This is a genomic window from Aquimarina atlantica, from assembly GCF_000626715.1.
Taxonomy (GTDB): Bacteria; Bacteroidota; Bacteroidia; order Flavobacteriales; family Flavobacteriaceae; genus Aquimarina; species Aquimarina atlantica.
Window position 1 is genome coordinate 360,067 of the sequence record NZ_AQRA01000004.1, and the last position, 26,292, is coordinate 386,358.

General features: G+C 33.3%; 23 protein-coding genes. 13 read left to right on the forward strand and 10 right to left on the reverse strand.

What is annotated here, in order from left to right; all coding sequences use genetic code 11:
• Positions 1-227: 227 nt before the first annotated feature.
• A complete protein-coding gene (locus ATO12_RS24800) occupies positions 228-1,667 on the reverse strand; it encodes a serine hydrolase domain-containing protein (protein WP_051575741.1) in 1,440 nt (479 codons plus the stop codon).
• Between the two features lie 208 nt (positions 1,668-1,875).
• On the opposite strand from ATO12_RS24800, the gene ATO12_RS24805 reads away from it, so the two are divergent.
• The 6 genes from ATO12_RS24805 to ATO12_RS10590 all read left to right on the forward strand — a co-directional run bounded on the left by ATO12_RS24805 (position 1,876) and on the right by ATO12_RS10590 (position 6,307).
• The gene (locus ATO12_RS24805) at positions 1,876-2,952 is read left to right on the forward strand and encodes a sensor histidine kinase (protein WP_051575742.1); all 1,077 of its coding nucleotides are present in this window, start codon (positions 1,876-1,878) and stop codon (positions 2,950-2,952) included.
• A complete protein-coding gene (locus ATO12_RS10570) occupies positions 2,949-3,635 on the forward strand; it encodes a LytR/AlgR family response regulator transcription factor (protein ID WP_034241734.1) in 687 nt (228 codons plus the stop codon). The genes ATO12_RS24805 and ATO12_RS10570 overlap by 4 nt, the downstream gene beginning before the upstream one ends.
• 178 nt (positions 3,636-3,813) lie before the next feature.
• Complete coding sequence (locus ATO12_RS10575) at positions 3,814-4,389, forward strand: Crp/Fnr family transcriptional regulator (RefSeq protein WP_034241736.1); 576 nt, start codon at positions 3,814-3,816, stop codon at positions 4,387-4,389.
• Between the two features lie 68 nt (positions 4,390-4,457).
• Positions 4,458-5,027 (forward strand): sugar O-acetyltransferase, encoded by a 570-nt coding sequence (locus ATO12_RS10580; RefSeq protein WP_034241738.1) that lies wholly within the window; start codon positions 4,458-4,460, stop codon positions 5,025-5,027.
• A 1-nt stretch (position 5,028) separates the two neighbouring features.
• Positions 5,029-5,325 carry a SemiSWEET family transporter gene (locus ATO12_RS10585; RefSeq protein ID WP_034241741.1) on the forward strand — a complete coding sequence of 99 codons (297 nt, stop codon included), beginning with the start codon at positions 5,029-5,031 and terminating at the stop codon, positions 5,323-5,325.
• Positions 5,318-6,307: a Gfo/Idh/MocA family protein gene (locus ATO12_RS10590; protein WP_034241743.1), complete on the forward strand. Its 990-nt coding sequence runs from the start codon at positions 5,318-5,320 to the stop codon at positions 6,305-6,307. The genes ATO12_RS10585 and ATO12_RS10590 overlap by 8 nt, the downstream gene beginning before the upstream one ends.
• Positions 6,308-6,366: 59 nt before the next feature.
• Here the strand turns inward: ATO12_RS10590 and ATO12_RS10595 are convergent, their stop codons facing one another.
• Complete coding sequence (locus ATO12_RS10595) at positions 6,367-7,473, reverse strand: helix-turn-helix domain-containing protein (RefSeq protein WP_034241745.1); 1,107 nt, start codon at positions 7,471-7,473, stop codon at positions 6,367-6,369.
• A gap of 154 nt (positions 7,474-7,627) precedes the next feature.
• On the opposite strand from ATO12_RS10595, the gene ATO12_RS10600 reads away from it, so the two are divergent.
• The 3 genes from ATO12_RS10600 to ATO12_RS10610 all read left to right on the forward strand — a co-directional run bounded on the left by ATO12_RS10600 (position 7,628) and on the right by ATO12_RS10610 (position 10,388).
• Positions 7,628-8,176, forward strand: a complete 549-nt coding sequence (locus tag ATO12_RS10600; RefSeq protein ID WP_034241747.1) for a type II toxin-antitoxin system RatA family toxin — start codon at positions 7,628-7,630, stop codon at positions 8,174-8,176.
• 10 nt (positions 8,177-8,186) lie between these two features.
• On the forward strand, positions 8,187-9,056 hold the full coding sequence (locus ATO12_RS26635) for a VOC family protein (RefSeq protein ID WP_316932921.1): 870 nt from the start codon (positions 8,187-8,189) through the stop codon (positions 9,054-9,056).
• A 120-nt stretch (positions 9,057-9,176) separates the two neighbouring features.
• Entirely contained in the window at positions 9,177-10,388 is a 1,212-nt protein-coding gene (locus ATO12_RS10610) for a bifunctional alpha/beta hydrolase/OsmC family protein (RefSeq protein ID WP_034241750.1), read from the forward strand.
• An 82-nt stretch (positions 10,389-10,470) separates the two neighbouring features.
• Here ATO12_RS10610 and ATO12_RS24810 read toward each other — a convergent pair whose 3' ends face one another.
• Both ATO12_RS24810 and ATO12_RS24815 read right to left on the reverse strand, forming a co-directional pair.
• Positions 10,471-13,539 (reverse strand): InlB B-repeat-containing protein, encoded by a 3,069-nt coding sequence (locus ATO12_RS24810; RefSeq protein ID WP_051575743.1) that lies wholly within the window; start codon positions 13,537-13,539, stop codon positions 10,471-10,473.
• A gap of 184 nt (positions 13,540-13,723) precedes the next feature.
• Positions 13,724-16,102, reverse strand: a complete 2,379-nt coding sequence (locus ATO12_RS24815) for an Ig-like domain-containing protein (RefSeq protein ID WP_051575744.1) — start codon at positions 16,100-16,102, stop codon at positions 13,724-13,726.
• Positions 16,103-16,266: 164 nt separating this feature from the next.
• On the opposite strand from ATO12_RS24815, the gene ATO12_RS10625 reads away from it, so the two are divergent.
• Complete coding sequence (locus tag ATO12_RS10625) at positions 16,267-17,154, forward strand: DoxX-like family protein (protein WP_034241752.1); 888 nt, start codon at positions 16,267-16,269, stop codon at positions 17,152-17,154.
• An 18-nt stretch (positions 17,155-17,172) separates the two neighbouring features.
• Here ATO12_RS10625 and ATO12_RS24820 read toward each other — a convergent pair whose 3' ends face one another.
• Positions 17,173-20,442 carry a M36 family metallopeptidase gene (locus ATO12_RS24820; RefSeq protein WP_051575745.1) on the reverse strand — a complete coding sequence of 1,090 codons (3,270 nt, stop codon included), beginning with the start codon at positions 20,440-20,442 and terminating at the stop codon, positions 17,173-17,175.
• Between the two features lie 412 nt (positions 20,443-20,854).
• Between ATO12_RS24820 and ATO12_RS10635 the strand changes: the two genes are divergently transcribed.
• Together ATO12_RS10635 and ATO12_RS10640 are read left to right on the forward strand one after the other, a co-directional pair.
• Entirely contained in the window at positions 20,855-21,337 is a 483-nt protein-coding gene (locus ATO12_RS10635) for a YdeI/OmpD-associated family protein (protein ID WP_034241754.1), read from the forward strand.
• A 103-nt stretch (positions 21,338-21,440) separates the two neighbouring features.
• The gene (locus ATO12_RS10640; protein WP_034241756.1) at positions 21,441-22,040 is read left to right on the forward strand and encodes a superoxide dismutase family protein; all 600 of its coding nucleotides are present in this window, start codon (positions 21,441-21,443) and stop codon (positions 22,038-22,040) included.
• A gap of 57 nt (positions 22,041-22,097) precedes the next feature.
• Here ATO12_RS10640 and ATO12_RS10645 read toward each other — a convergent pair whose 3' ends face one another.
• The 3 genes from ATO12_RS10645 to ATO12_RS10655 are packed head-to-tail and all read right to left on the reverse strand — an operon-like array spanning position 22,098 to position 23,664.
• Positions 22,098-22,715, reverse strand: a complete 618-nt coding sequence (locus tag ATO12_RS10645) for an alpha-ketoglutarate-dependent dioxygenase AlkB family protein (RefSeq protein WP_034242056.1) — start codon at positions 22,713-22,715, stop codon at positions 22,098-22,100.
• Positions 22,702-22,947: an Ada metal-binding domain-containing protein gene (locus ATO12_RS10650; RefSeq protein ID WP_034241759.1), complete on the reverse strand. Its 246-nt coding sequence runs from the start codon at positions 22,945-22,947 to the stop codon at positions 22,702-22,704. Before ATO12_RS10650 ends, ATO12_RS10645 begins: the two co-directional genes overlap by 14 nt.
• 3 nt (positions 22,948-22,950) lie before the next feature.
• A complete protein-coding gene (locus tag ATO12_RS10655) occupies positions 22,951-23,664 on the reverse strand; it encodes a 2OG-Fe(II) oxygenase (RefSeq protein ID WP_034241760.1) in 714 nt (237 codons plus the stop codon).
• A gap of 292 nt (positions 23,665-23,956) precedes the next feature.
• On the opposite strand from ATO12_RS10655, the gene ATO12_RS10660 reads away from it, so the two are divergent.
• Positions 23,957-25,141 carry an LETM1-related biofilm-associated protein gene (locus ATO12_RS10660; protein WP_034241762.1) on the forward strand — a complete coding sequence of 395 codons (1,185 nt, stop codon included), beginning with the start codon at positions 23,957-23,959 and terminating at the stop codon, positions 25,139-25,141.
• Here the strand turns inward: ATO12_RS10660 and ATO12_RS10665 are convergent, their stop codons facing one another.
• Complete coding sequence (locus ATO12_RS10665; protein ID WP_034241764.1) at positions 25,142-25,765, reverse strand: hypothetical protein; 624 nt, start codon at positions 25,763-25,765, stop codon at positions 25,142-25,144.
• 4 nt (positions 25,766-25,769) lie between these two features.
• A complete protein-coding gene (locus ATO12_RS10670; RefSeq protein ID WP_034241766.1) occupies positions 25,770-26,264 on the reverse strand; it encodes an RNA polymerase sigma factor in 495 nt (164 codons plus the stop codon).
• Between the last annotated feature and the right edge of the window lie 28 nt (positions 26,265-26,292).

The following is a 26,292-nucleotide window of genomic DNA, read 5'->3' on the forward strand; positions in this document are numbered from 1 at the left end:
ATATATACTTAAAAATTCAACGAGTTATAGAAAAGAAATAAACCTTACTATAATATAAGTTTTTAACAATAATAAAACAGGTTTTCATCGATATCGAGAGCTATTACCAACAGATATTATTATAAGTAATAATCAACTTGTTTTAAATTTATTAATGAAGTAGGTTTAACACTATCTCTTTTAATGAATTTAAAACAAGTTGGTTTCGATAAAAGGATATTAAATTCTTACCGTATACCTTCTATCCTTAATTCTCCTTTAGGATTGGGAGTAACATCAAATAGAATCTGTTCTACCTCGGTTTTGGTTTTAACACCAAGAGCTACTTCATTTTCTTTTACCATAATTTGTACGATCTTTCCTCCTTTAAGATTCTCATGTAATTGTTTAAACATCGCTAAATGTCTTTGCATAGAAAAAGAATTTTTAAACATTGAAGTCATTCTATTTTCTATAAAAGTTTTCCAGGTATTTTGATCATTTTGATGCACCGTCTGCATAAACTCTTCTACTAATTGATCTGCCATTTCTCCGATTATTGTTCCCTTTGATTGTTCAGTAACAGTAGGATTGAAATCAGGTTTTAAAAGTATTCCTGCTATTTGAGAAGTAATATTCTCGAATTTGCGTTGCACCGCATTGGTCATTATAATAATAGTAATCTCTTCATCGAGATAACGCCACATATCTGCAAAGAAAACCCCATTACCTCCATTATGAGCAATCAATTCGGTATTACGAGGTGTAGGAAAAATTGCCCATCCATATCCGTAATATGATCCCGCCCCCTCTCCTTCTTCTATATGTTTACCATAGTACTTGGTTTTTGCTGTAGCATCCAGAATTTTATCTCCTAGCAACGCTTGGTGCCATTTATACAGATCCTGTGTGGTAGATAACACACCTCCATTTGCTTTTAAGTGCCAGTATGGTCCATCTACACCCCATTTCTTATCTGTAGGTTTTCCCCAATGTTTGTTTTTACGATATCCCACCGCTATATCATTAAACAAAGGTTTTTTATACCCTGTTTGGTGCATCCCAGAAGGTTTCCACAGGTGTTTCATCAAATATTCTTCATAAGACATTCCTGAGACTTTTTCTATAATTATACCTAAGAAACTATATCCTATATTAGAATATCTAAACCTGGTTCCTGGTTTGAATACTAATTCCCCTTTAAAAGCTTCTTCGATAAAGTCTTGAGTAGAAATATTTTCATAATCACCTCCTATTACATCTTGAAACCCTGAAGAATGTGTAAGTAAATGATGTAAGGTGATATCTTGTTTATCTTTGGGTACGTTTACTATATATTTAGAAAGTTTATCTTCTACAGAAAGTTTACCCTGCATTTCTAATTTTAAAATAGCGGCTCCCGTAAATTGCTTGGTGATCGAACCAATATCGAAAACTGTTTTGGGAGTACTTTTGATTTTGTTTTCTCGATTAGCATATCCGTATCCTTTTTCTAGAAGTACGCTTCCTTTCTGAGCGACCAAAACACTTCCAGAAAATCCTGATTTTTCTAATGCATTGAGATAGGCTGATAATTTCTCTTTATTGGTTACAGTAGCACTACTAACTGCTTCTTGTGCTACAGTTGGTTCTTGTTTGCAGGATAGTAGAAAACTTAGCAGTACTACTATTTTAAATACATGTTTCATCTGTTCTTTTTTTAATGATTTTGAATAACAATATTAAAATGGTTATCAACAGTTTACAACAAAATGTTACCTAGGTAAAAACTAAGTTATATATATCAAAATCTAGGTTATCAAACGTATTCTTACCTTATTTTGGGGTTTTGTACCATAAATTAAGAGTATATCACTTTTACAGAATTGGTTCAACAATTATCTATACATTTGAATTGTGAGCATACAACAAATATCTTTACAACGATGGATCGAGGTTTTCCTGAATATTCTATTTTGGGTTGCTTCTATTGCTATTTTACTATTGACAACCGAGGTAGGAATTGTTGAAAATACAGTAGAAGATGAAAATGGAACAATTGTACAAGAAACTATAGAAATGGGGATTTTTACTCTCCCCGATTTTATAGGTATGATCAGTATTATTCCTTTTTTTTATGTCGTTACTTTTTACCTAACTCCAAAATACTATTCATCTAAAAAGTATCTGATCTTTTCTGGGCTACTCTTTTTAAGTTTAACAGGCCTTTTATCAATAGAATTAGGAGTTGTATATTTTCAGAATACTGTGTTTCATACCATGATGATACGGTTCTTTACATTTTACAACCTATTTTTTATGGTGGTTGCAGTTGTATATGGCATGTTAAGACATCAATTAAAAATGGAAACACATCAACAAACTTTAGAAAAAGAAAAGATAAGTGCCGAACTACAATTGATGCAATCACAGATCAATCCACATTTTATGTTTAATGCCTTAAACAATTTATTGGCGATATCAGAACGGTCAGAAAATACTGAGACTTCTTCGGGGATAACAAAACTGTCGGATCTTTTACGATTTATGATTTATGATACTCGAGCAGCAGAAGTATTACTTTCTAAAGAAATTGAATTTATAGAAAACTATATTGCTCTTCAAAAATTAAAATATAGTACAGAAGATCCTTTTGAGATTTCATTTATTACAAAAACCAATAATGAAGATCCAAAAATTGCACCTACACTATTAATTCCTTTTGTTGAAAATGCATTTAAACATGGCCTTGACATCCAAACCCAATCTTTTATTCATATCAAGCTAAAGCTTAACGCTAACCAACTATATTTTGAAGTTAAAAACTCAAAACATCATCTTAAGAAAACCGAATTCGAAAAAAAATACTCTGGTATCGGTTTAGAAAATGTAAAAAAACGCTTGCATTTGATCTATCCAAATCAATATAATTTGGATATCAAAGATGATGAGCATATCTTTTATGTACAATTAAAAATTGATCTTGCCATATGATTACAGCTGTAATTATAGATGATGAACCTAATGCGATAGAGCTATTACAAGGCTATATCAAAAAGCTATCCTTTGTAGAATGTATTCGTAGCTTTAGAAATCCTATAGAAGCATTGGTATTTTTAAAAGAACACAGCGTAGATCTCATATTTCTGGATATCAATATGCCGCAATTATCTGGTATTTCTTTTATAAAAACACTAGAAAACCCTCCTAAAATTATATTAACAACAGCATATTCTGAATATGCCGTAGAGAGTTATGAATACCAGGTCGCTGATTATTTACTAAAACCCATTTCGTTTGAACGTTTTCTAAAAGCGGTACTTAAAATTAAGGATACTATTGAAGAATCTGTACCACAAGAAGTAACTAATGATATCATCTATATAAAAAGTGGTCAGCAACAGTTTAAAACCAGTATCGATGATATTTTATATCTTCAAAAAGATGGTAATTATATAAATTATATTACTAAAGAAAAAAATATTCTTGCCAGGCAATCGATTAAAAATGCCCTGGATGAACTAGGAAAAGGGTTTATACAGATTCATAAATCAACCATTATTAATGTAAACCATATTTTGGCTTTTGATTCTAATTCGGTAACAATTAATGGTACTAAATTATCAATAGGACAATCCTATAAAGTAGCTTTTCAAAACTATATAAAGTCTACATAAATATAAATCATTATTGATATTGCTTCATCTCTAACTCTTTAACGATTCAAGATATTTTATCAAAATTTCTTTAGTTTAAAACTATAGATGAAGTATATAGAATTCCTTTATTGTACAAAATAGAATAAGAGATACTACTAAATTCTTACTTTTGAATATAAGAACTATATCCTAAAGCGTGGAAAAAATTATATCTAGTATAAAAAGTATGTATGCGGTAAGCGATGCTTCTATAGCATCTTTAACCAGTAAGATGACAAAACTACATCTTCCTAAAAAGCATGTACTTATTAAAAGTGGAGTTGTAGACAAAAATTACTATTTCATCGAAAAAGGATTGACGCGTTCTTATTGCATTATTGATGGAGAAGAAGCCACTACCTGGTTTAGTAAAGAAGGAGAATTAGCCTTCTCTATGCTAAGTTGTTATGAAAACAAACCAGGATTTGAATATGTAGATTTATTAGAAGATTCTATTATATATGCTATCCCGGTACATGAATTAAACTTATTATACAAAACCAATATTGAAATTGCGAATTGGTCCAGAATAGCACATCAAAAAGCATTTCTTGATCTCGAATTACGGCATATTGCCTTGGCAACGCAGTCTGCTAAAGAACGTTATGATACTTTTACCAAAGAGAAATCTGATTTATTTAAACGTGTAAAACTAGGCTATATCGCTTCTTTTCTGGGAGTTACTCAAGTTACTCTAAGTAGATTAAGAGCTAAACAACATTTTTTAACATAGGTAAAAAATATTCTTCTAAAACAAAGCTAATTTTATACGGTCGTTATTTAATTAAAGAAAACATGCATATGACCGAAAAAGAAAAAATGCTGGCTGGTGAATCTTATGATACCAGGGATCCCGAATTAATCAAAATGTATCATAAAGCACGAAAATTAATGCAGGTGTATAACACTCTGGACTCTACAGATACCAAAGGTAAAAAACAAACTCTATTAGATTTATTAGGGTATATTGGAGATGGTGCATGGATCGAACCTCCTTTTTTTTGTGATTATGGAGCCCATATTTCTGTAGGCGAAAACACGGTAATAAATACCAATTGCATGTTTATCGATGATAATACAATAACTATTGGAAAAAATGGGTTAATTGCACCTTTTGTTCAGATATATACAGCAAAACATCCTGTAAAAGCTTCTGAGAGAATACAAAACTCTGGTAATGCTCCTTTTACGACATTAACAAGCCCAGTAAAAATTGGAGATAATGTATGGATTGGTGGAAACAGTGTTATATTACCAGGAGTTACTATCGGTAATAATGTTACCATAGGAGCAGGATCTGTAGTAACCAAAGATATTCCTGATAACACTTTAGCTTTCGGAAATCCATGTGCAATTATAAAAACCATATAAAATGAACTTTTTACAATCTATCCCAGAATCAATATTTGAAATTATCGGTTTTTCTATTGGTTTTTTTGTCTGCATCATAACTGCCATTCAAATTATTAAAGAATACAAATCAAAACAATCCAGTAGCCTTTCGCCAGGCTATGTTATGGGATGGTTATTTGTATATTCATTTTGGGCTCTCTATGGACTTAGGTTTGAAGCAATCGCTTTATGGACAACAAATAGTCTTGCATTATTCCTGCAAATTGGTTTGTGCATTATAGTATTTAAGAAAAATAAAAAAAATCAGCATGTCTAAAATAAAAATAGGCATCATAGGGTACGGTAACTGGGTTAAAGACGCTTATATACCTGCTCTTGCCTATGACGGAAGGGCTGATATTGTTGCCATTTCTGCAAAAAGTGATGCTACCATCGCGGCTATCAAATTACAATTTGGAGATACCATCGATATATCTAATAATTATGAAGATCTGCTACATTCACCCTCGATTGATGCCATAATGATTGCCGTACCTGATGCCTTACATGGCAAAATTGTAATGGAAGCACTAGATTCTGGTAAGGCTATCTTTTATGAACCTCCTATTGGTCATACCAGAGATTTAATCCCTAAAGTATTGAGTAAATTGGTAAATGCTTCGCAAATCACACATGCCGATTTAGAGCTAGGGCTTATTCCTGTTATAGCAAAAGCTGCTGAACTCATAAAAAATGAGGCTATCGGGAAAATCCAAACTGCAACTATTGATTTAAGATCTAATTGGGGGCCAGAACCTGATCAGGATACAACAAATATCAATCGTTTATCGCTCTGGTATGTTCATGTCCTTAACATATTACTAAATGCCACACCGAGTCGGGTTCTTATTATGGATGGTTATGGAACTAGTGGACGAAGACAAACCCGAAGTTCTGGTTTTTTTGATTACAATGGTATTTGGGGGGAGTTAAAAGTTAATATAGATAGTGTAGACGAACTGGTCATTACCGTAGAGATTATTGGTAGTAAAGGAGATATTTTCATAGATATTTTAACAGGAGAATTGAAATTAAGAACCAAAGAAAAATCTTTAATAGAACATTTTCCTGCATTGCAGCCTTATGCAGATTGGCCCGGAATGAGAGAATCGATTACTCATTTTTTAGATGCCGTAGAAAGTGGAAATCCAAGTTTTGCCAATGCACACCTGGTTGCAGAATTACAAGCCATAGGCATGGCATCTGAAGAATCTAAAGATACAGGAAATTGGGCTATAGTAAAAAGTATACTACCATAGTAGTATTTATATTCTCTTTTACTGTTCTAAAATCATTTAAATTAACGTGTAGTAGTATTTTATTTACAATATTTACTCAGATATTCTGTTGGTGTCATCGAAGTTACTTTTTTAAATGCTCTATAAAAACTGGTTTTACTACTAAACCCACACTCTTCACCAATAGCCTGAACGGATATTCTCTGTAGTGCACCCGATTGTAGCATTTTTTTAGCTTTTTTAATACGATGGTGATTCGTTATTTCATAAAAATTAGAATTCATTTTCTCACTCAATACCTGTGAGATATGATGAGATGGCACATCAATAGTCTTTGATAAATCTGCTATTTTAAAGTTAGGTATTACATACCAGTCTTCATTTTCAAAAAAAGCCTGTATTTGTTGTTGTATTTCCTGTGATCGCATTTCAGACAATGGAGATGTTTTATATTTTTTGCCTTCCAATACAGGAAGAATTTGCTTTATATCCACAATCCAATACCCTAGTAACAATACGGTTATCGACATTAGTCCAGAAAGAATAATCTCTGCTGTTATCGCAGAAGCACCGGTAAGTAAAAAACCTGCTTGCAATATGATTTCTATAAAAGCTAAAATCGCAAGTAATACACCAAATCGTTTTAGTAAAATACTATTCTTTTTATCTTTTTTATATATTATTATTAAGGTTGCAACCGAATATATCAACAATAAGATCAAATGTAAACTTGCTTGCAACCAATCAGAAAAAGCTACTGCACCACCAGGTAAAATATCATAATAGTATTGTATGATTTCTTGTTTTTCTTCTGAACTTCCCAAATACCTGGGAAAAAGAAGTGTCAACATTATTAAAAAAGGTAAAACATTAATAGCATCTATTTTTTTTAACTTAAAAGAAGGATCCCCATAACTCTTCACAAATAGGTAAAAACAAGGACCTACCAAAAATAACAATGGATATCCAATCCCTAACATATGTGGCCATTGCCTGATCAGTTGAGTAGTAAACAACAAGTATGTAAACAAATGCTGTATGAGGCCAAAAAGAGTTATAGCTAGAAAATATCTCGATTGTTTAAGCGAGGTACTTTTAAGAATTACCAAAATAACAAAACCGCCAACCACAATAACTCCTCCTAACAGAAAAGTAACCATAAATGCAAAAGACTCTATACTATTCATAGTATAAAAATAGTGCTACTTAATTAAATGAAAAACCGAATCAGGTATAATATATAACGAATGAGTATCAATTAATTGAGTGTACCCTATTTTCAAGGCTTCCCACGATTTTCTAAACTACTTTTATGGTATAAAAACAATTAAAAAAATAGATATGATACGTAAAATTTTAAAAGGAATAGCTTTATTTCTGGTACTAGATATTGTTATTGTACTGGTATATGGTTTTGTTCAATATCCAAAAGCCAAAGGCGTACAACACTTTACTGCTGAGCGAGTCATTAATGCTCCCAAAGATCAGGTTTGGGAAATAATTTCTGATGTGGGTAACTACCATAAAGTAACTGCTTCTAATATTAATCATGTAGAGATTGTTGAAGGAGAAGGTTTAGGAATGAAACGTGTTTGTAGTGCACCCGATGGAAGCAGCTGGGAAGAAACCTGTACATTATGGAACCCTGGTAAAGAGTTTCAGTTTGTTGTGAATACTCAAAAAGAAGATTACCCTTTTCCTTTAAAATCATTATCCGGTTCCTGGAAATTGGAAGAAATAGACGCTACTCAAACTCGTCTTTTTCTGGACTTTGCCTACGAATTTAAAAGCCCTTTTCTAAGCGGATACTTTTTATCTATGGGGACAGAACAAGCCGAAAAAGACACCGAATTTTTATTAAATAACTGGCAGAGATTAGCTGAAAAATAAAATCAATATTATGAAAACATATATCACAATACTTATATTTTTGATCTCTACATACACCATCTTTTCTCAACAAAAAATTCCAGGTTGGTTTATTAATAATATGGAACAATCGGTTGGTAGCTGGATTACTGATAATAAAACCTATAAAAGTAAAAATGAACCTTTTGATCAATACGGTATGGATTGGAAATGGGGAATCGGAAAACAAAGTATCACTGGTAAGCTTTATGGACTAATTAAAGGGAAAAGACAAGGAACTTTTTGGGAATTCCGGCAATATTGGGATTTTACCAAAAACCAGGGTATTGTTATTCAATACGGAGTTGATGGTACAGTAGGAATTGGCCCTATGACTCAAAAAGAAGGAAATCAAACCGAAATGATTCAGGAATTTACAAATCCTGATGGTAATAAAAATATTCACAAGCATATTTCAAGTTTAAAAGAAGGTGAACTTATTACCACTTCATTCGACATTCAACCAAACAAAACATGGAAAAAAAGAAGATCGTACATTTGGCATATAACCAAAAACAAAAACATCATGAATCTCGGTATTTTTTCAATTTCATTAGCAGTAAAGGATATTAAAGTTTCTAAAGACTTTTATGAAAAACTAGGTTTTACAATGATCGATGGCAATTTGGATCAAAAATGGGCTATTCTTAAAAATGGTACATCAAAAATTGGGTTGTTTCAGGGAATGTTTCCTAAAAACACACTGACTTTTAATTCGGAAAATGCTCGTGATATTCATAAAAAGATAAATGGAGAAGAAATTATGGTTACTATGTCTAATGGTATGGATAAAAACGAGGGACCTGCATCTTTTATGATTACCGATCCCGATGGAAATCCTATTTTAGTTGATCAACATTAAAAAAAGTATAAATCAAAAAAACCTGTCAGTTTACGAATCATTCACGGGTTTAAATTAATGGTACTTAAAATGTTATTTTAAAGCAAAAAATTCGACCTTTAGTATAAACTATCACGAATTATGAGTCTTTCTAAAGTTACTTTTATCAATGCAGATGGCCAAACATTATCGGGGAGGTTAGAGCTTCCAGCCGATCAGCATCCGCATAATTTTGCATTATTTGCACATTGTTTTACTTGTAATAAAAATCTGGGTGCGGTACGAAATATAAGTCGAGGTCTTACTTCTAAAGGATTTGGTGTGTTAAGATTTGATTTTACCGGGCTTGGAGAAAGCGAAGGTGATTTTGAGGATACCAATTTTTCTGGTAATGTTGAAGATCTTGTAGCTGCCGCACATTTTTTAGCAAAAGAGTATAAAGCTCCTTCCCTGCTTGTGGGGCATTCTCTTGGTGGTGCCGCCTCAATATTTGCTGCGGCAAAAATAGATAGTATCAAAGCGGTAGCGACTATTGGAGCTCCTTCTAATCCAAAGCATGTTGCTCATCTATTAAAAAGTGGTTTAGAAGAAATTCAAACTAATGGAAAAGCCACAATCAATCTAAGCGGAAGAGATTTTACAATAAAAAAACAATTTTTGGATGATTTAGAAACCAAATCACTTCCTAATGTTGCGAAGAATTTAAATAAAGCACTTTTAGTCATGCATTCTCCACAGGATACTACAGTACCTATAAAAAATGCCGAAGAAATCTATCACGCAGCTAAGCACCCTAAAAGCTTTATAACATTAGATGGAGCAGATCACTTACTGATGCGAAAAGAAGATTCTGTATATGCAGGAACGGTTATTGCCGAATGGTCATCACGATACATTGAGATTCCTGAAGAACCAAAACTTAAAAGCCAACATCATGTAGTTGCCAGTTTAGGAAATGCTGAAGGGTATACAACTCATATGAAAGTGGGTAATCATTATATGATTGCAGATGAGCCAGAAAGTGTAGGAGGTCATGATTTTGGACCATCACCCTATGAGTATGTATCGGCAGGATTATCGGCCTGTACAGCTATGACTATAAAAATGTATGTTGCCCGAAAAGGGTGGGATTTACAACATGTAGAAGTACACACTAGTTATAGTAAATCTCATATAGTAGACTGTGAAAACTGTGAAGATCCAACCGCAAAAATTGATACTTTCGAAAGAGAAATAAAGATTGAAGGAAATCTTGACGAAAAACAAATTGCCAGAATCTTACAGATCGCAGATAAATGTCCGGTTCACAAAACATTACATAGCGAAACACAGGTAATTACGACTTTGATTTAAAAAATTATAGCAGAAAGAACCGCTAATTTCATAATAAATTAGCGGTTCTTATCAATATTATTTACTCTTTTTTTAGATCATATCATTGTTTTATTAATCTCTGTGTCTTTACAATCTTACCATTTTGATTATGTATTGAAAGTAAGTAAAGTCCAGAATCAATGTGCTTTGGAGTTATTGTTATCGTTTTATTTGATGCTGTTACTAAAATTCTTTCTTTATAAATGACTTTTCCTTCTAAGTTATAGATAACAGCTGTATAATCTTTATTTTTTTCTGATAAAGGTGCAGTAATATTAATTGCTGTAGTAAAGGGATTAGGATGTACTATAAAAGATTTTTTGTCTGTAATTGCAATAATCTCTGAAGATCTGGCACTAACAGTTGTATATTCTACAATTAATCTGGCTGCTTTGGTAGCCCCTCCTTCATATGAATCTGCTACTCTTTTTGCCGATGTACTGGTTAAACTATTTCCCTTTCCTCTAATAATAAAACTTACGTTGTTACCAGATGTCCAGTTGTTTTTATTAACCAAGCTTTGCACCATATTTTTCAGGTTAGGAGAACGTTGGGCATTTCCACTTTGATTACGGGACCAGGATTGTGGGTTCCAGGTAACTTTATTTGAAAACACAGCTCTTCCTGAAACATTATTGGATGATGAAAATGCTGGTGAATTATTACTATTATGAAGTGATATTTCTAATGTAGCTCCTGCACTATGGCTTTCGTCTGCAGTAAACTGCAGGTAAGCATTGGTTATAGTTGCATTTTTGGGTATTCCTACCGACCTGAATCGTAATCCGATAACCTGATAACTAGAATTATTACTACTATCATAAACCAATTCTAAATCACTACTATTCGTATATAAGCTTCCGTTTTTGTCCTCTTCTACATCATCATTTCCATTACTTATAGCAACTTCTACAGTTTGCGATCCTCCTGTAGAGGTTTCGCTAAAAGTAGCAGTAATATCTTTGTTAGCATTCATTGTAATAGTAGCGGGGTTTGTGGTTCCTGCAAGTGCCCCACTCCATCCATCAAACTGCCATCCAGATGAAGCAGTTGCGGTAACTGTAGCCAAGCTACCATCACTATAGGTTCCTCCTCCACTTACAGTACCTTGTCCTACTGTACTTGTGGTTAGTGTATAGGAAGTAGAAGATTGATTACGCATATAATTTGCATACACCGAGTATCTGTAATTACTTTGAGATCCACTGCCATAATTTGATGGTATATTATTACCGTTTGCAGACCAACTTGATCCAGTAGCCTGATATCTTCCCGGGCTTCCAGATACATAAGCGATACCAGGATTGTTAGAAAATATCCAGGCCAACCATATCGTATCTCCGTTATTTACAGTAACCGGGCTTTGTAAAGAAACGGTTTGCCATCCCCTGGTTGATCTTACTACCGTTATATTAGTTTGTCCTAGTTTATTGCCAGGCACTCCATTGTTATCTGCATATACCCCTAATTGCACATTTCCGGTGCCACCAGCAATATGCATTGTAATACTTTGCAAAATACCATCTTCACTCATTGTATATGGCATAGCTCTACGGGTAGCGTGTTTTGAGTCGCTGGTTCCAATAGTTGTTATTCCTAGTGTATAAAGTGTAGCAGATTCATCTAGTGTAGTAATGCTTTTTGTTGAACTAAATCCTGAAACATTTCCTGCTGCATCTTTTGCTTTAATTCTGAAGGAATATGTAGAGTTTGGAGATAGTCCATTTACCGTATATCCAGTAGAAGCTATGGTAGTTATCACCGTATTATTTTGATATACATCATATCCTGACACAGCAATATTATCTGTTGATGCATTCCAGTTTAAAGAAACCGAATTTGCTGTTACATTAGATGATGTTAAACCCGTTGGCACGGAAGGTGCCTCATTATCTGGTACATTGGTATTGTTTATAGTTATCACAGCACCATTAGAAGGATTCCATATATCTAGATTTGAAGGTGTTTGAAATACATTATTGTTTGACACCTCTCCTACTTGAGAGGCATTATCTACCTTGATTGTTCTGGTTTCTATCTTATTTGCATCTACAAAGATCCATTTAAACTGGTTAAACATTGCCGAATTACGAGTCCAGCTTTTGTTATCATTATTAGAACGTAACGGAGCTCCCCAACAGCCTTCTCCTGCATATACAGTTCCGTTTTGATCATCTCTTACAAATCCTTCGTCATTACCAGACCCGGTAGATGGTCGAACGGGCCAGGTAGTTTTTACGGTGTGAGCATCACATTCTACCACTAATTTTACGCCTTTATCATAAAAAAGTTGCGCCCAGTTACTGTATTGACTATTTCCTTCTCTTTTAGAAGAAACATGAGGTCGCATGGGTTTATGATATTGTGCCATTTTCCAGATTACATTAGGATTGGCATTTAGATCATTTTGTAACCATGTAGTTTGGCTTCCCGAAATAGAAATTTCTGTATTAAGTGTATATGTTCTCACCAAATTATTCCCAAAGGTCAGGGCATAATATACACTGGATGAGGGTACATCAAAAAGATTATAAATACTGTTATTACTATCTTCATGATTTCCTCGAGTAGCTATAATTGGAAACATTCTGTTATCATTCGCAATGGTTAGTTGCCAATCATTAAACCAATCGATCCATTCAGAATTACTATCTCCATTAGTCATATCTCCACCAAATAATACGGCATGAGGTTTTAATTTTGCTACTAAGCGATTTGCATTTTTTCTTGGCGTACGATTATTACGAGAGTCCCCTCCTGCAATGAAAGATAATCGACTATTATCTCCCGGAGCAGTTTTAAACCAAAAACGCTCACTGGTTCCCTGGCTGTCTTTAATTACAAAATAATATGCCGTATTAGGAGACAGTCCTGTAAGACGAGCAAAATTATTATTCATTCCTTTATAAGACACTGTCCTGTCTGGAGTTTTAGAATTTGGGTAACTGCTATAATTTGTTCCATAATCTGTGGTTCCGTAATAAACAACAGGGTTATTTCCTGAGGTCTGATCCCACCCAATTACTATAGAAGTGGCGGGATTATCCCGTAAAGTTAGACGGTATTTCCCGTTAGAAGCTTGAGTTTGTAATCCCAAAAGAATTACAATAAGAAAAATAAGTTTTTTCATTATTTGTGTGTTAGGGTTAGTGTATTAAGAAATCAAAAGTACTTTATTACGAATACGTTAAGCACACCTAGATTTACTATTAATAGAGAATTAAATCTGGTAACATAAACTTTAAAAAATCATAACAAATAACAAGAGGTTAATTAACATAGATACGTTGAGGGTTACCTTTTTTCTATATATGTTATTTTTTTACCACTCTCTTAGTAATTAAAGAATATCCGTTTTTATCTATCACTTGAATAACATACATTCCTTTATCCAGAATTTCGGGACGAATACTTACCATATTATTTTTGATTTGTGTTTTCTTAGAAAATAGACGTTTTCCATTAGCACTATAAATCTCTACATGTATTTCATCTTGTGCTATAGGAATCAGAATATTTAATGCTTCATCAAATGGGTTAGGATATATTTTAATTTTATGTAATTCGGTATCTAATGGCGTAGTAGTTATAGTACTAATTTGAGCTTCTTTATTGATTCTCGAATTTCCTTTAAAAGTATAATTCACTATCAATTTAGCTGCTTTATTCTCACCACTTTCATAAGCGCTTGCTACTCTCTTATATTTAGTCCTCCAGGAACTTTTTCCTTTTCCACGAATAATAAAACTCATATTATTACCTGCACTCCATCCTCTTTTGTCTACTATTTGTTGTACCATCTCTCTAAGATTAGGAGTTCGCTGATCATTACCGCTTTGCCCTGCGATCCACGGCCTAGGTTTCCATCGTATTTTATGAGATACAACATTTCTACCAGACACATTATTTTCATTAGAAAACAGAGGTGAATTATCACTATCATGCAAGGAAAACTCTAGTTCTGCTTCTTTGTGATGACTCTCATCGGCTGTGAACTGGATGTATGCGCTGTTAATAATTGCTCCTTGCGGTATTACAATGTTCTGAAAACGAATACCTACTTTTTGAAAACTTATAAGATTTGTAGTGTCATAAACCAATTCTAGATCGCTGCTATCTACATAAAGTTGACCTACAAAATTTTCTTCTACATCATCATATCCTCCTGCTACAGGGATCGTAAGGTTTTCTGAAAACTGTCCGACATTGACTGTTATTTCTTTTTCACTGCATAAATCATGGTTATCAAATGCTATTACTTTGATATTATGAATTCCATTGGTAAAATTTTTCAGAGTGCTATATGGAGCAGCAACATCAACATCTATTAAATTTTCATCTATATAAAATTCGACTCTATCAATTTTTCCATCACTATCTGTTGCATTTACTTCGATCGCTGTATTTCCTACGGGAATATGTTGCCCATCTTGTAATGTAGCAAAAGAAACTTGAGGTGCACTAAACGCTTTATTTATAATCTTAATCACACTGCCATTCGAGGGGCTCCAGATATCAAGATTGCTAGGGATTTCAAATACATTGTGGTTAGAAACTTCTCCTACTTGAATTGCATTATCAACTTTTATGGTTCGCGTTTCAATTTTTGCTTCATCGACAAAAATCCATTTAAACTGATTGAATTTGCCAGAATCTCTTGTCCAACCTTTTATATCATCATTATCTCGTAATGGCGCTCCCCAGCCTCCTTCTCCTACATACACTGTCCCATCATCATCTCTTATAAATCCGCCTTCATTACCAGAACTAGTAGAAGGTCGTAAAGGCCAAGTGCTTTTAACAGTATGGGCATCACATTCTATTACCAATTTTACACCTTTATCATAAAACAACTGCGCCCAATTTGCATATTCTATAACATTATCTATCTTAGAAGATACATGAGGAAGCATTGGAAAATGATATTGTGCCATTTTCCAGATAATTTCCTGATTGATATTGAGATCATTCTTTAACCAGTTAGTTTGATCTCCAGAAATAGCAGTAAGAGAGTTTAGTGTATAGGTTCGTACCAGATTACGCCCAAAAGTAATTGCGTAATGTACACCAGAAGAAGGTACATCGAATAGGTTAATAATTGTATTATTACTTTTTTCATGATTTCCTCTGGCGGCGAGAATAGGGAACATTCTTCCATCGCTGGCAATAGTTAACTGCCAATCATCAAACCAGGTTCTCCACTGCGAATTACTATCATTATCTGTCATATCTCCTCCAAAAAGTACCGCATGTGGTTTTAGTTTTGCTACCAGACGATTAGCATTTAATCTTGGAGTTCTATTATTTCTAGAATCACCACCGGCAATAAAGGAAAATCTGCTATTTTCTTGTGGCGCAGTTTTAAACCAAAATCGTTTACTTACTCCTTCACTATCCTTAATCACAAAATAGTATGCTGTATCCGGGCTTAATCCTGATAAGCGAATAAAATGATTATTCATTCCACGATAAGCAATTATGCGATCCGGAGATTTCGAATAGTTATAATTGGTATAATTGATACCATGGTCTACTGTATCAAAATATACCATAGGATTATTTCCAGAAATTTGATTCCACCCAATAACTATAGAAGTCGCTGGATTATCACGTAGAGTTAAACGGTATTTATCGGTAGAAGCATAAGTCTGCAACCCAATAAGAGCTACGATAAGTAAGTAGATTTTTTTCATGGCTGTGTAACATTGGTTAATGAATTGCAAATTTAAATTATTGATAAGCAGAAAATTAAACCCTTTTCAACCTTAATTAAGAATTAAATCAGGTAACAAAAACTTTTACAAAACATAACAATAAGCTTAGGTCTTAATAACATTGATTACTTTTAATTTGTATCATGAAAAATCCTAAAGCATTACGTATTCTTAAAATATCTGTTTTTTTAATTTTCACTGGTAGAGCATGGCAACATCTGTTTTGGGATGCTCCATATCGATCTTTCTTTTGGGATGAAGCTCTTTTAAAACCTGTTATCGAAGGAATTTTTAGTGTATCATGGAAAGATTATGTGACAAGTAGCACAACGGATAAGGCAATTCAAACTATTATACGAAGTAATGGCATACTCTATTTGATAGCTGCATTTTGTGCCTTAGGATTTACCACAAGTAATAAAAAATGGTTGCGTTTTCCTATACTGGTAGGAGGAGTTTCTTTAGTAATTCTGGCTATTCTTCTTACTAAAGAAAAATTTTATCATACGGCTCAGTTTTTTGAGCATAGCATCCAATTTGGTTTACCTTTTGTTTTACTTTATACACATGCTGATAATTTTACTTCTAAAAGATTTATCCTTATTCTAAAAATATTAATTGCGGTCACTTTTTTTTCGCATGGGCTATACGCTTTTGGGTTTTATCCTCTTCCTGGAAAATTTGTAGATATGGTTATTCAAATCATTGGATGTTCGGAGTCTGTGGCTGTCACTTTTTTGTATATCGCTGGCATTTTGGATTTTATAATTGCTGTTTTAATTTTTATTCCAAAAACGGCTGTATATACTTTATGGTATGCATTATTATGGGGGTTGCTTACCGCATTTGCCAGAATTGTCGCTAATTTTTATATTGATTTCCCCCTGCAATCTATTCATCAAAACCTTTATGAGGTATTATATCGTATTCCTCATGGTTTAGTACCTTTTATCACCATATTAGTTTTGAAAAGTAAAATGGTATTAAACACATATCAAACAAAAAAGACCGTTCTCTCGAACGGTCTTTAGTATTACTCTACAAATCAGTTATTCAATAATAAAACGCTTTATTGTATCTTTTTCTTTCCTTTCAGAATTTTGGATTTTAAGTATGTACATACCTGCACCCAAGCGATCAAGATTGATAAAGCCATTATTATTAAGCCTTCCTTCTCCAACTACTTGTCCCATAATATTTATAATCGAGTATGATGTATTTGATATTTCTTTACTAGGAACAAACACTCGAAGTAAGTTTCCTTTCTTCAATGGGTTTGGTGCAATTCTAATCGTCGATACCTCACCTTCATCTTCATCACCAAGAATTGGAGTCATACTTCCAAATGCTGCAAGTGTTTCTGCTGCTAACGATCCACCACAAGATCCTTCGTAAATTTTGACATTAGAGAATATTGAGTTATTCCCGCTACCGGCATCGTTATCATTTATAAATACTAAACGATCCATACTACCTGTATAAAAATCACCTACAGGAATGACATATTTCTTGGTTCCGCTAGCATAATTATCAAAGTTGGTGACTCCATAATTTTGAGTACCATGAACTTTAAAATACCTAGAAGATGTTAATGAATTATCATTTTCAAAGCCAACTGCATGGATTTCACCTTGAGAAGTGCTACTAAAATCAAACTCTATTACTGTATTTGCTGTAACGGTATAATTAAGGCTAATATATTTCCAGGTATTATTCTGCATAGATAATCCAGCTCCACCACTTACTATTGAGAAATCACCTGCACTATCTTGATTAGAGAATGCATTAATCTGGAAATCGTTAAAATTCAAAGCATCACACACGGGTGGATTGGTGGTTCCATTTTGAATACTCACCGCATCTATAGCAATATCACTTTGCCAACCACTACTACCACTACCTGTAACTACATTAAATCGTAGTTGTACACTTGCGTTACCAGCATAGGCTGATAGATCAACATCTGCTGTATTCCAACTACTACCTTGAGCACCTGTTTTAGAAAATACGCTTGTCCAGTTTCCTGTGTTATCAGTTCTTGCTTCGACTACCAAAGTATTTATAGCACTACCTACCATATGGTATTGGAATGCAAGTTTAGGAGTTGTTAAACTACTAAAGTTTAAACAAGGAGAATTTAAAATAGCTCTCTTATTAGGATATCCTGTTCCGTTACCCGAAGCTTCAACATATAGGTAGAACGTACCATCTGCCGCACTACTTGGTCCTGTTCCTGTAGAAGGAGTAGTTCCAGAATTTCTGGTCCAGTTTAGATCATCTCCCGATGTTGCCTGTGCCCATTGTCCTAAATTAGTTTCGAAACTTTCTGAGAATGGGAATGAAGTCACATCTCCAGAACAATTACCTGGATCCGGACCTGGGTCATCACAAGGATTTACAAAAGAAACGGTTTGGTCTGAATTAGTATTAGAACCACCGTTATTATTTTCGTTAGCATCTTTTCCTACTCCACGTGCTGCAAAAGCTTTCCAGATCAAACATTTATATTTTTCATTATACAGATCTTTATCTGCCTGAAGGATTCCATCTCTACCCGAAACAAATCCCGGATTATTAGCTGTATTCTTTAATCCTTCAATAACAAGGGCCATAGCAATATTATTCCCACCAGTTCCATTATAAAAATCGGCATCAAAACCTTCCTGGTCGATTAAAGCCCAGGTCATATCCCAAAGAATTGTTGCAAATGCATAACCAACTCCATGAGGTACTCTAAGGTTATTTATATCTCCATAGTCTGTACTATTAATAGATGTATCTGTAGAATATCGGGTTGGTCGAATTCCGTTTCCAGAAGTTGGTTGACCCAGCGCATAAGTCCCAACACCTCTTCCATCTGTACCTACATCACCTGCTTTCATGGTAAGTATTAATCCAAAAAAGTCAGACCAACCTTCTCCCATTTGCTCAGATCCTCCTAAAACATTAGAAGAAGGCCCTCCTACTAATCGAGTAGAAATACCATGTCCGTACTCATGGGCTATAATCCCATTATCAAAATCTCCATCTCTCTTAGGGTTGGTTTTATTCCATAAAAACATTTGCATTCTTGGGTTACTTCCATCTGGTGGAGTACCAAAATTTGCATTATTGATACAATTGGTTCTAGGATCATTACAAGTAACACTACCATCTTGAGCATCGGCATTTACGGAATCGCTTCCTGCTCCTCCTTTACCATAGTTGTTTTCTTGAAAATTACCACTAGCTTCATTAAAACCATATTGGTAGAATACATCATGTATGATATTATTCCAGTAAAATAAATTGGTTATAGCTGCATCTCTATAATTACTAGGATCCTGATTAAGATTTAATGGAAAATCAAAGTCAAGACTTGATCCTCCATTAGGAGAAGAACCTGTACCATTATTTCCGTTAATATCATCCTGTGCCCATACATTATTACCTCTTGTAATGGTGTATTCTGCTCCATTACTTCCGTTTGTATCGTGCCACCCGTAAGGAGATGCCGTTGCATTTGCCGGATTTGTAACTATAGAGCGACTACCATGTATTGGGCTTTCTACCGGCATTGCAAGTACATTATATGAATCTGGCGCCAAAGCTGTCGTTGGTGCTTCTGCAACTGTTACTAATGGTTTAGTTTCAAAAAGAACAGATTCATGACTATGTGAGGTATGGTCAGGATCTTCAAAAGAACACTTTACTACCCAGTTATCTTCATAAATAATTTCGCCCGTTTTAGTATCGACATAACTACTCCACCAGTTATGACCATTTTTTTCATATAAATTCACATTCCAGCAAAGGCGTAATTCATTGTTGTGCAACTTATATACTTTCTTAACTTTTATAGGTTCATTATCTGCTGTGATACCAGAATCCAAGAATTGTGATACATCGTTTCCGTTAGATTTACTTACGGTCTTAGATAACCTTTTGGCAGGAGGCAGGTTATGTGCTCGTATAACCGCATTTATTGCCGAAATTTCTGTAGAAGATGCTTTAGTAGAAGTAACTTTTGATTTTACTTCTTTAATAAATTGATCGATTTCATAAGTAATTTTGCCATTATTGACTGTTAACTTATATGCCCCATCTACTATAGGGATTCCATTATAAAGCTGATTAACATATACGTGTGTAATACCAGCTTTTAACGAAGGAACTTCATCTGTTATCCTCCATTCTGAAAAATCGGTATTGAAAGTTTTTGAAGAAGCTTCTTTAGCAATATCTCTAAAGTGATTTCGAACGAGGGTGTTCGAGTTTTGTGCAAGAATTGTTTGCCCTATTAATAATAATAGAATGACAAACGAGTAACCTTTTTTCATAAAAAATATTTTGAGTTTGTGTTCTATAAAATTAACAAAAATTAAAGCATTTATAAAAACAAATGAAAATACCTCATAAAATACTCGAAATTTAACAATTCTATTAAAATATGTTCAATATCTGCATTGTAGCACTTTTTGTTATTCATAATATTTTGCTCAGCTATTATAAATACAGGTTCTAAGATCAAAATATTTTTTGCCAAAAAATTTACCTAAAAAAAGAGAAGGATACGAATCCCTTTTTAGCATTACGGAAAAAGCATCGAATTTAATATCATTTTTTTCTAAAACTAACGTTAGTTATCTTTACTAAATATCAAATTTGATTAACACTATCACAAAAACATTAAACAAGATATTCTGAAAATAAAACAGAATCTGTTTTATTTTTTAGGTAAAACCAAAGGCAATGAAAACTCATATTTTTAAAACTTCGCTTCATTCTAGTCATAGCGTTATTGTACCTACCAAAATTGCACAATCTCTTATAGAAGAAGGACATAAAAGAGTGGTTGTAGAAATTACTTTTAATACAGCATCGGTACAATTTCATGCAGCTTTACAAAAATGGAACAGTAATTATCTCATTACGTTTAATAAACAAAATCAAAAAAAACTAGGAATGTTTCCTACAGATTTTTTTGAAGTTACATTACACGAAGATACTACTAAATACGGAGTAGAAATGCCAGAAGAATTTGATGCTGTTTTACAAAGCGACCCAGAAGCTTTTGAAATCTTCGAATCTTTAACAGACGGAAAAAAGCGAAGTTTAATTTATTACATTCTAAAAATTAAAAACTCTCAATCCAGAATCGATAAAGCTTTAATTATTACCGAAAATCTAAAGCGAGGTATACGAGATAATAAAGAACTCATAAAAAGAATGTAGTTTACTTATTTTATAGTGCTTTGGGATTTCTTATTCAATTTTTTTGTCATAAACTAAAACTGCATTATATTACGTTTGTAAATGACATACAAATCATAAAACTATGAAAACGTTAAAATTGGTAGTGTTAACTTTCTTATCAATAGCTGTATTTGGTTGTAAAGGAGAAAAGAAAGAAGCTACAGATCAGGAAAATACTAAAGAAAATGTAGACACTACTGCGAATCAGGAAAACAAAGAAGAGAATATCACGAAAACTATAGAGTTTGCTCTAGAGCCAAAAAGTGACAGTAAGGTTTCTGGTAAAGTTATTTTTACCGAATCTGAAGGTATGGTAAACATGGTAGCAGAATTAACAGGGTTAGACGAAGGAGAGCATGCTATCCATATTCATGAAAAAGCAGATTGTACTTCGGCTGATGGTAAGTCTACAGGAGGACATTGGAATCCAACTATGGAGCCACATGGGAAATGGGGTGCTAAAGAAGGATACCATAAGGGAGATATCGGAAATTTTAAAGCTGATGCAAGTGGCCATGGTAATATTACTTTTGCTACTAACGAATGGTGTATTGGTTGTGATGATGATAAAAAGAACATAGTAGGTAAAGCAATTATCGTACATCAAGGTATAGATGATTTTACTTCTCAACCTTCTGGTGCTGCGGGTAGCAGAGTGAGTTGTGGAGGTATTATTCAATAAAATTTATCTTATAGAACAACACAAAAAGAGGCTATTTTAAAATAGCCTCTTTTTGTGTTATATATCTTTTTCAATTATAGTTCTAAAAGTTAAATTAATCCGTGGTGTGCTTATCATTTTTGTGGGTGGCAAACGATGTAACCAATTAGTTTGTGTTCTACCTTTCATTATTAACAAACTTCCATTTTCTAAAACCAATGCTCTTTTTTCTTTTGTAACTTTATGCTTAAAGGCAAATTTTCGCTCTGCTCCAAAACTTAATGATGCAATTGCACCATTCTTTTTAAGATCTTTTTCGGCATCACTATGCCAAGCCATTCCTTCGCTACCAGTATGATACAAATTAAGCAAGCAAGAATTGAATGTTTCACCAGTCTTTTGTTCGATAAGCTCTTTTAATTCTAACAATTCTGGTATCCAGGGTAGTGCCTTTTTTGTGGTATTTGAGTATGTATATTCAAATGATTTTTCTCCATACCAGGCCACTTTACGTTTCGTTATAATACGTTTACCATAAATAATAGCTTCATCATTTTTCCATTCTATATTTTCTAGTAAGCGATTAAAATAATGATGGGCTTGCTGTGATGACATCAATTTCCCATAATAATTTACAATACCATCATGAGGCAATATATTTTTTTCATGATCTATTATATGACTAAACAAATCCATTTTTCCATTTTTTATATTCATCTTTCATACAATGCCCGCAGGGTCTATACCCATGGTTCTTTGCTTCATTTTCTGACCAAAAAAACACTCGGTTTTCTTGCTTCATTCTCTTTCCCGATCGGCATTTCAAAGTTCCATAAATTTTGAGTTTTTGGTTACCACCAAAGCAAATTTCTTGTTGCTTTATTTTTTTTCGTAAATCTATACTTTCTATTTCCTTGTGTAGTATCATTTTCTAACTAACAGCATCATGAAAAATCACTCCTAAGGTATATCTTTTACCACTATGTAACTCGCTCACTCCATGTTTCATATTTACTCTATAGTATCCTTTTGTTCCTTTTACAGGTCTAAAATTAGTTGTAAAAATAAGCATATCTCCTTTTTTAGGTTTTAAAACAATAGCTTTAGACTGAGCTCTGGGAGTTTGTTGTGTTATTACAAATTCTCCTCCTGTATAATCCTTATCCGGTTCGTTTAAAAACAAAACAGCTTGAAGAGGAAAAAACACTTCTCCATACATATCCTGATGTAATGTATTAAACCCTCCTACTCCATATTTCAAAATCAACGGGGTCGGTTTTAACTGATCATTAGCATGGCATAGTGCCTGTAACTCCCGAAGTGTTTTAGGAAAAATCTTATCTATTTTCAAGATTTTCATCCACAAATTGGCAATCGGTGCAAGCATTGGATATATATTTTCTCTAATCGCCTGTACGAGTTCTGGTAATGGGTAATCAAAATATTTATACTCTCCCAAACCAAATCTGTATCGTTCCATCACTACTGTTTTACGATAACCTCTCGGATTATCGTATTGGTCTACCATCTCCCTACATTGATTTTCTAAAAGAAATTCTGGAATTATGACATATCCTCTTCTACTTATTTCATCGGTTACTATTTCCCAATCTATAGTTTCTATTTTACGTTGTACTTCTATCACAGTTTTTAAGTGTCTACACCTTTTTATTAATACGTTTCTCTGAAACCGTAAAACTCTTATAATTATCAGATTCTTAAAACCCATTTCTTGCGTTGTTATCAATATAAGTGTTCTAACACAGCCTAATCACCTGTATTCTGATACAATTTTGCTATCTTTTGATATGTCGTGTAAGATGTTCTGAAGGCGGTTATAATATCATAGAAATTTCAGTTTTCTTTATACATTTTAATGACTTTTCAAAATAGCTTTTCACCAAAATAAAATTAACTTTGTAATAAATCATTAATCAATGAATCCTTCAACTTCGGGTTGGGTCGAAAAATTCTTAAGAGATCTCGATGGCGACTCTAATTTGCCTAAATGGTCATTTGATAAGTTATATCTCGATTTAAGACGAGTAGGTTTTATCTATGGTACTTCTATAGATATTATTATAGTTAATGATTCGGATATTGTTTATTCTGAAGAAGAAAAAACAAAGATCAATTTATTTGCTGCACTAGTGATTACCTACTATGATACGATCGAAAATGCTAATAAAAATGATTGTATTGAAGCACTTATACAGTTCTATGATTTTTTAGATACCAAAAAATCTATTTTTTCTTTGGGGAATATACTTCCCGGAAACAAAAGTGAAAAGCTCGAAAAAATCATACATGCCCGTATACAAACCAACGAATCTGTTTTTAAGAAAAACTTTAGCCATTTATTAACGAATGCATTATTGTTTATCGATGTGTTAGCTTTTGAGTATTTTCTTATACATGATAAAGATCCTTTTGGATATGCTGCCAAACTAGAAGAAACCCTAACAAATACTGTTTTTCTTGCGCTAAATTCTAAAAAAGAGCAGGACGAATACGACAAACTTTTGGTTAAGTTATTTTCATCTTCTGTACGGTATACAAATATTTCTACCGAAGAAGAAGCTAGTTTTGATTATATAGAATTAGATCCATATACAGATGAAATTGAAAAAAAATATATCCTGGACCTTACCAGTTTAGCTGTTTGGAATGACAGAGAAGTAGATACAGGAGAACAGAGTTTTATGCTTGCTCTTGGGACAGAGCTTGAGCTACCCCATACGGTAATAGCAGAATCGATTGATTTGGTACAATCGTTTATTAATCAACATAAAGAAGATATTTCATTTTTTAATTACTCGAATCCCGCATTACATTTTTACCAGCAAACCTCGAGAACAGTAAGTATATTGATATTAAGGAATAAAAAAAGACTTATTAAAGAAATCTCTGAAAGTAAAGATCTAATGATTTTATTAGGACAATCTACTATGCGAGATTTATCTAAGGAAGAAAAACAACAAGTAAAAAAACAACTACTCGATATCTGTAAAACGATACCTTCTTTGGCTATTTTTATTCTACCAGGCGGAAGTTTATTATTGCCCTTACTGGTCAAATTTATTCCTCAGCTGTTACCTTCTGCATTTAATGAGAATAAATAATTATATCTCAAGTTTTTTAAGCTCCCCGTAATTTCTTTTCAACCTTCGGGTAAAAATTCCATAAATAACCCTGTAGAATAACGCTATTACCCCTATAAATACTGAAGTAACCAATAAAGTAACTACTATAATTAACCATACTGGCAATTGATTTTTGGCAGAGCTATTCTGAAATGTTTCTGTAAACATAAGCGCATAACTCATTGTAGCAATCATTGCTAATGCAAAAAAGCTAATATTTACCCAGATATATCGTTTTACGGTTCTTCTGGTTTTTATAATATTTTCCATTAATACTTTAGCAGAATCGGTAGCCTTTATTTTCTTATAGTTGATATAAAAACGTGTAATAAAGTATATCAAAATACCGTAAGAAGCAATTGAAGCTATTAAGGAGAACAACCCCATATCCACCTTTTCTACATTCGAATACATTCCGTTTAATCTAAATACGACATCCAAAGAAGCCCATAATAGAAATTCTAAAATACTAATGATAAAAATCCATCTTACAATAGAAGAAGATTTCTTTAGTATCATTTTATATATTTCTTTATAAGACAATCTGGGAAGCACATCTTCCTGCTTCTTCCAGTCTTTCTTTAATAGTTCTAATTCATCCATGGGGTTACGGATTTAATATTTTTTTCAACTTCGTTTTTACTCTATTCATCTTTACTCGGGCATTTACCTCGCTAATACCCATGGTATCAGCTATTTCTTTATATGATTTATCTTCAAGATATAAAAAAACCAAGGCTTTCTCAATATCATTTAATTGTTTTACTGCTGCATACATTAGTTTAAGTTGTTGCTCTACCTCGTCATCATATTCTTCAGCCTTTATCTTAAAATTCATCGTATCAAGATCTGCGGTCTTAATACTTCTTTTGGACCTTCTGTATAATGTAATTGCAGTATTTAATGCAACTCTATACATCCAGGTACTAAATTTTGCGTCTCCTCTAAACTTAGGATATGCTTTCCAAAGCTGAATCGTTATTTCCTGAAACAAATCATTATGTGAATCTGGATCACTGGTATATATTCGGCATACCTTGTGCACAATATTCTGATTTTGCTCAAGATTGGTTACAAAACTATGTTCTAATTCTTTATTCACTTTGGTCAGTTACTTCTTATATGTAGCC

What these genes read in the sequence shown, in the direction of transcription:
- ATO12_RS24810 (WP_051575743.1), bottom strand. Translation starts at nt 13,539, where the DNA reads ATGAAAAAACTTATTTTTCTTATTGTAATTCTTTTGGGATTACAAACT.
- ATO12_RS10595 (WP_034241745.1), bottom strand. Translation starts at nt 7,473, where the DNA reads ATGAATAGTATAGAGTCTTTTGCATTTATGGTTACTTTTCTGTTAGGA.
- ATO12_RS26635 (WP_316932921.1), top strand. Translation starts at nt 8,187, where the DNA reads ATGAAAACATATATCACAATACTTATATTTTTGATCTCTACATACACC.
- ATO12_RS10610 (WP_034241750.1), top strand. Translation starts at nt 9,177, where the DNA reads ATGAGTCTTTCTAAAGTTACTTTTATCAATGCAGATGGCCAAACATTA.
- ATO12_RS24800 (WP_051575741.1), bottom strand. Translation starts at nt 1,667, where the DNA reads ATGAAACATGTATTTAAAATAGTAGTACTGCTAAGTTTTCTACTATCC.
- ATO12_RS10590 (WP_034241743.1), top strand. Translation starts at nt 5,318, where the DNA reads ATGTCTAAAATAAAAATAGGCATCATAGGGTACGGTAACTGGGTTAAA.
- ATO12_RS10665 (WP_034241764.1), bottom strand. Translation starts at nt 25,765, where the DNA reads ATGGATGAATTAGAACTATTAAAGAAAGACTGGAAGAAGCAGGAAGAT.
- ATO12_RS10640 (WP_034241756.1), top strand. Translation starts at nt 21,441, where the DNA reads ATGAAAACGTTAAAATTGGTAGTGTTAACTTTCTTATCAATAGCTGTA.
- ATO12_RS24820 (WP_051575745.1), bottom strand. Translation starts at nt 20,442, where the DNA reads ATGAAAAAAGGTTACTCGTTTGTCATTCTATTATTATTAATAGGGCAA.
- ATO12_RS10650 (WP_034241759.1), bottom strand. Translation starts at nt 22,947, where the DNA reads ATGATACTACACAAGGAAATAGAAAGTATAGATTTACGAAAAAAAATA.
- ATO12_RS10635 (WP_034241754.1), top strand. Translation starts at nt 20,855, where the DNA reads ATGAAAACTCATATTTTTAAAACTTCGCTTCATTCTAGTCATAGCGTT.
- ATO12_RS10585 (WP_034241741.1), top strand. Translation starts at nt 5,029, where the DNA reads ATGAACTTTTTACAATCTATCCCAGAATCAATATTTGAAATTATCGGT.
- ATO12_RS10570 (WP_034241734.1), top strand. Translation starts at nt 2,949, where the DNA reads ATGATTACAGCTGTAATTATAGATGATGAACCTAATGCGATAGAGCTA.
- ATO12_RS10580 (WP_034241738.1), top strand. Translation starts at nt 4,458, where the DNA reads ATGACCGAAAAAGAAAAAATGCTGGCTGGTGAATCTTATGATACCAGG.
- ATO12_RS10660 (WP_034241762.1), top strand. Translation starts at nt 23,957, where the DNA reads ATGAATCCTTCAACTTCGGGTTGGGTCGAAAAATTCTTAAGAGATCTC.
- ATO12_RS24815 (WP_051575744.1), bottom strand. Translation starts at nt 16,102, where the DNA reads ATGAAAAAAATCTACTTACTTATCGTAGCTCTTATTGGGTTGCAGACT.
- ATO12_RS10600 (WP_034241747.1), top strand. Translation starts at nt 7,628, where the DNA reads ATGATACGTAAAATTTTAAAAGGAATAGCTTTATTTCTGGTACTAGAT.
- ATO12_RS10645 (WP_034242056.1), bottom strand. Translation starts at nt 22,715, where the DNA reads ATGGATTTGTTTAGTCATATAATAGATCATGAAAAAAATATATTGCCT.
- ATO12_RS10625 (WP_034241752.1), top strand. Translation starts at nt 16,267, where the DNA reads ATGAAAAATCCTAAAGCATTACGTATTCTTAAAATATCTGTTTTTTTA.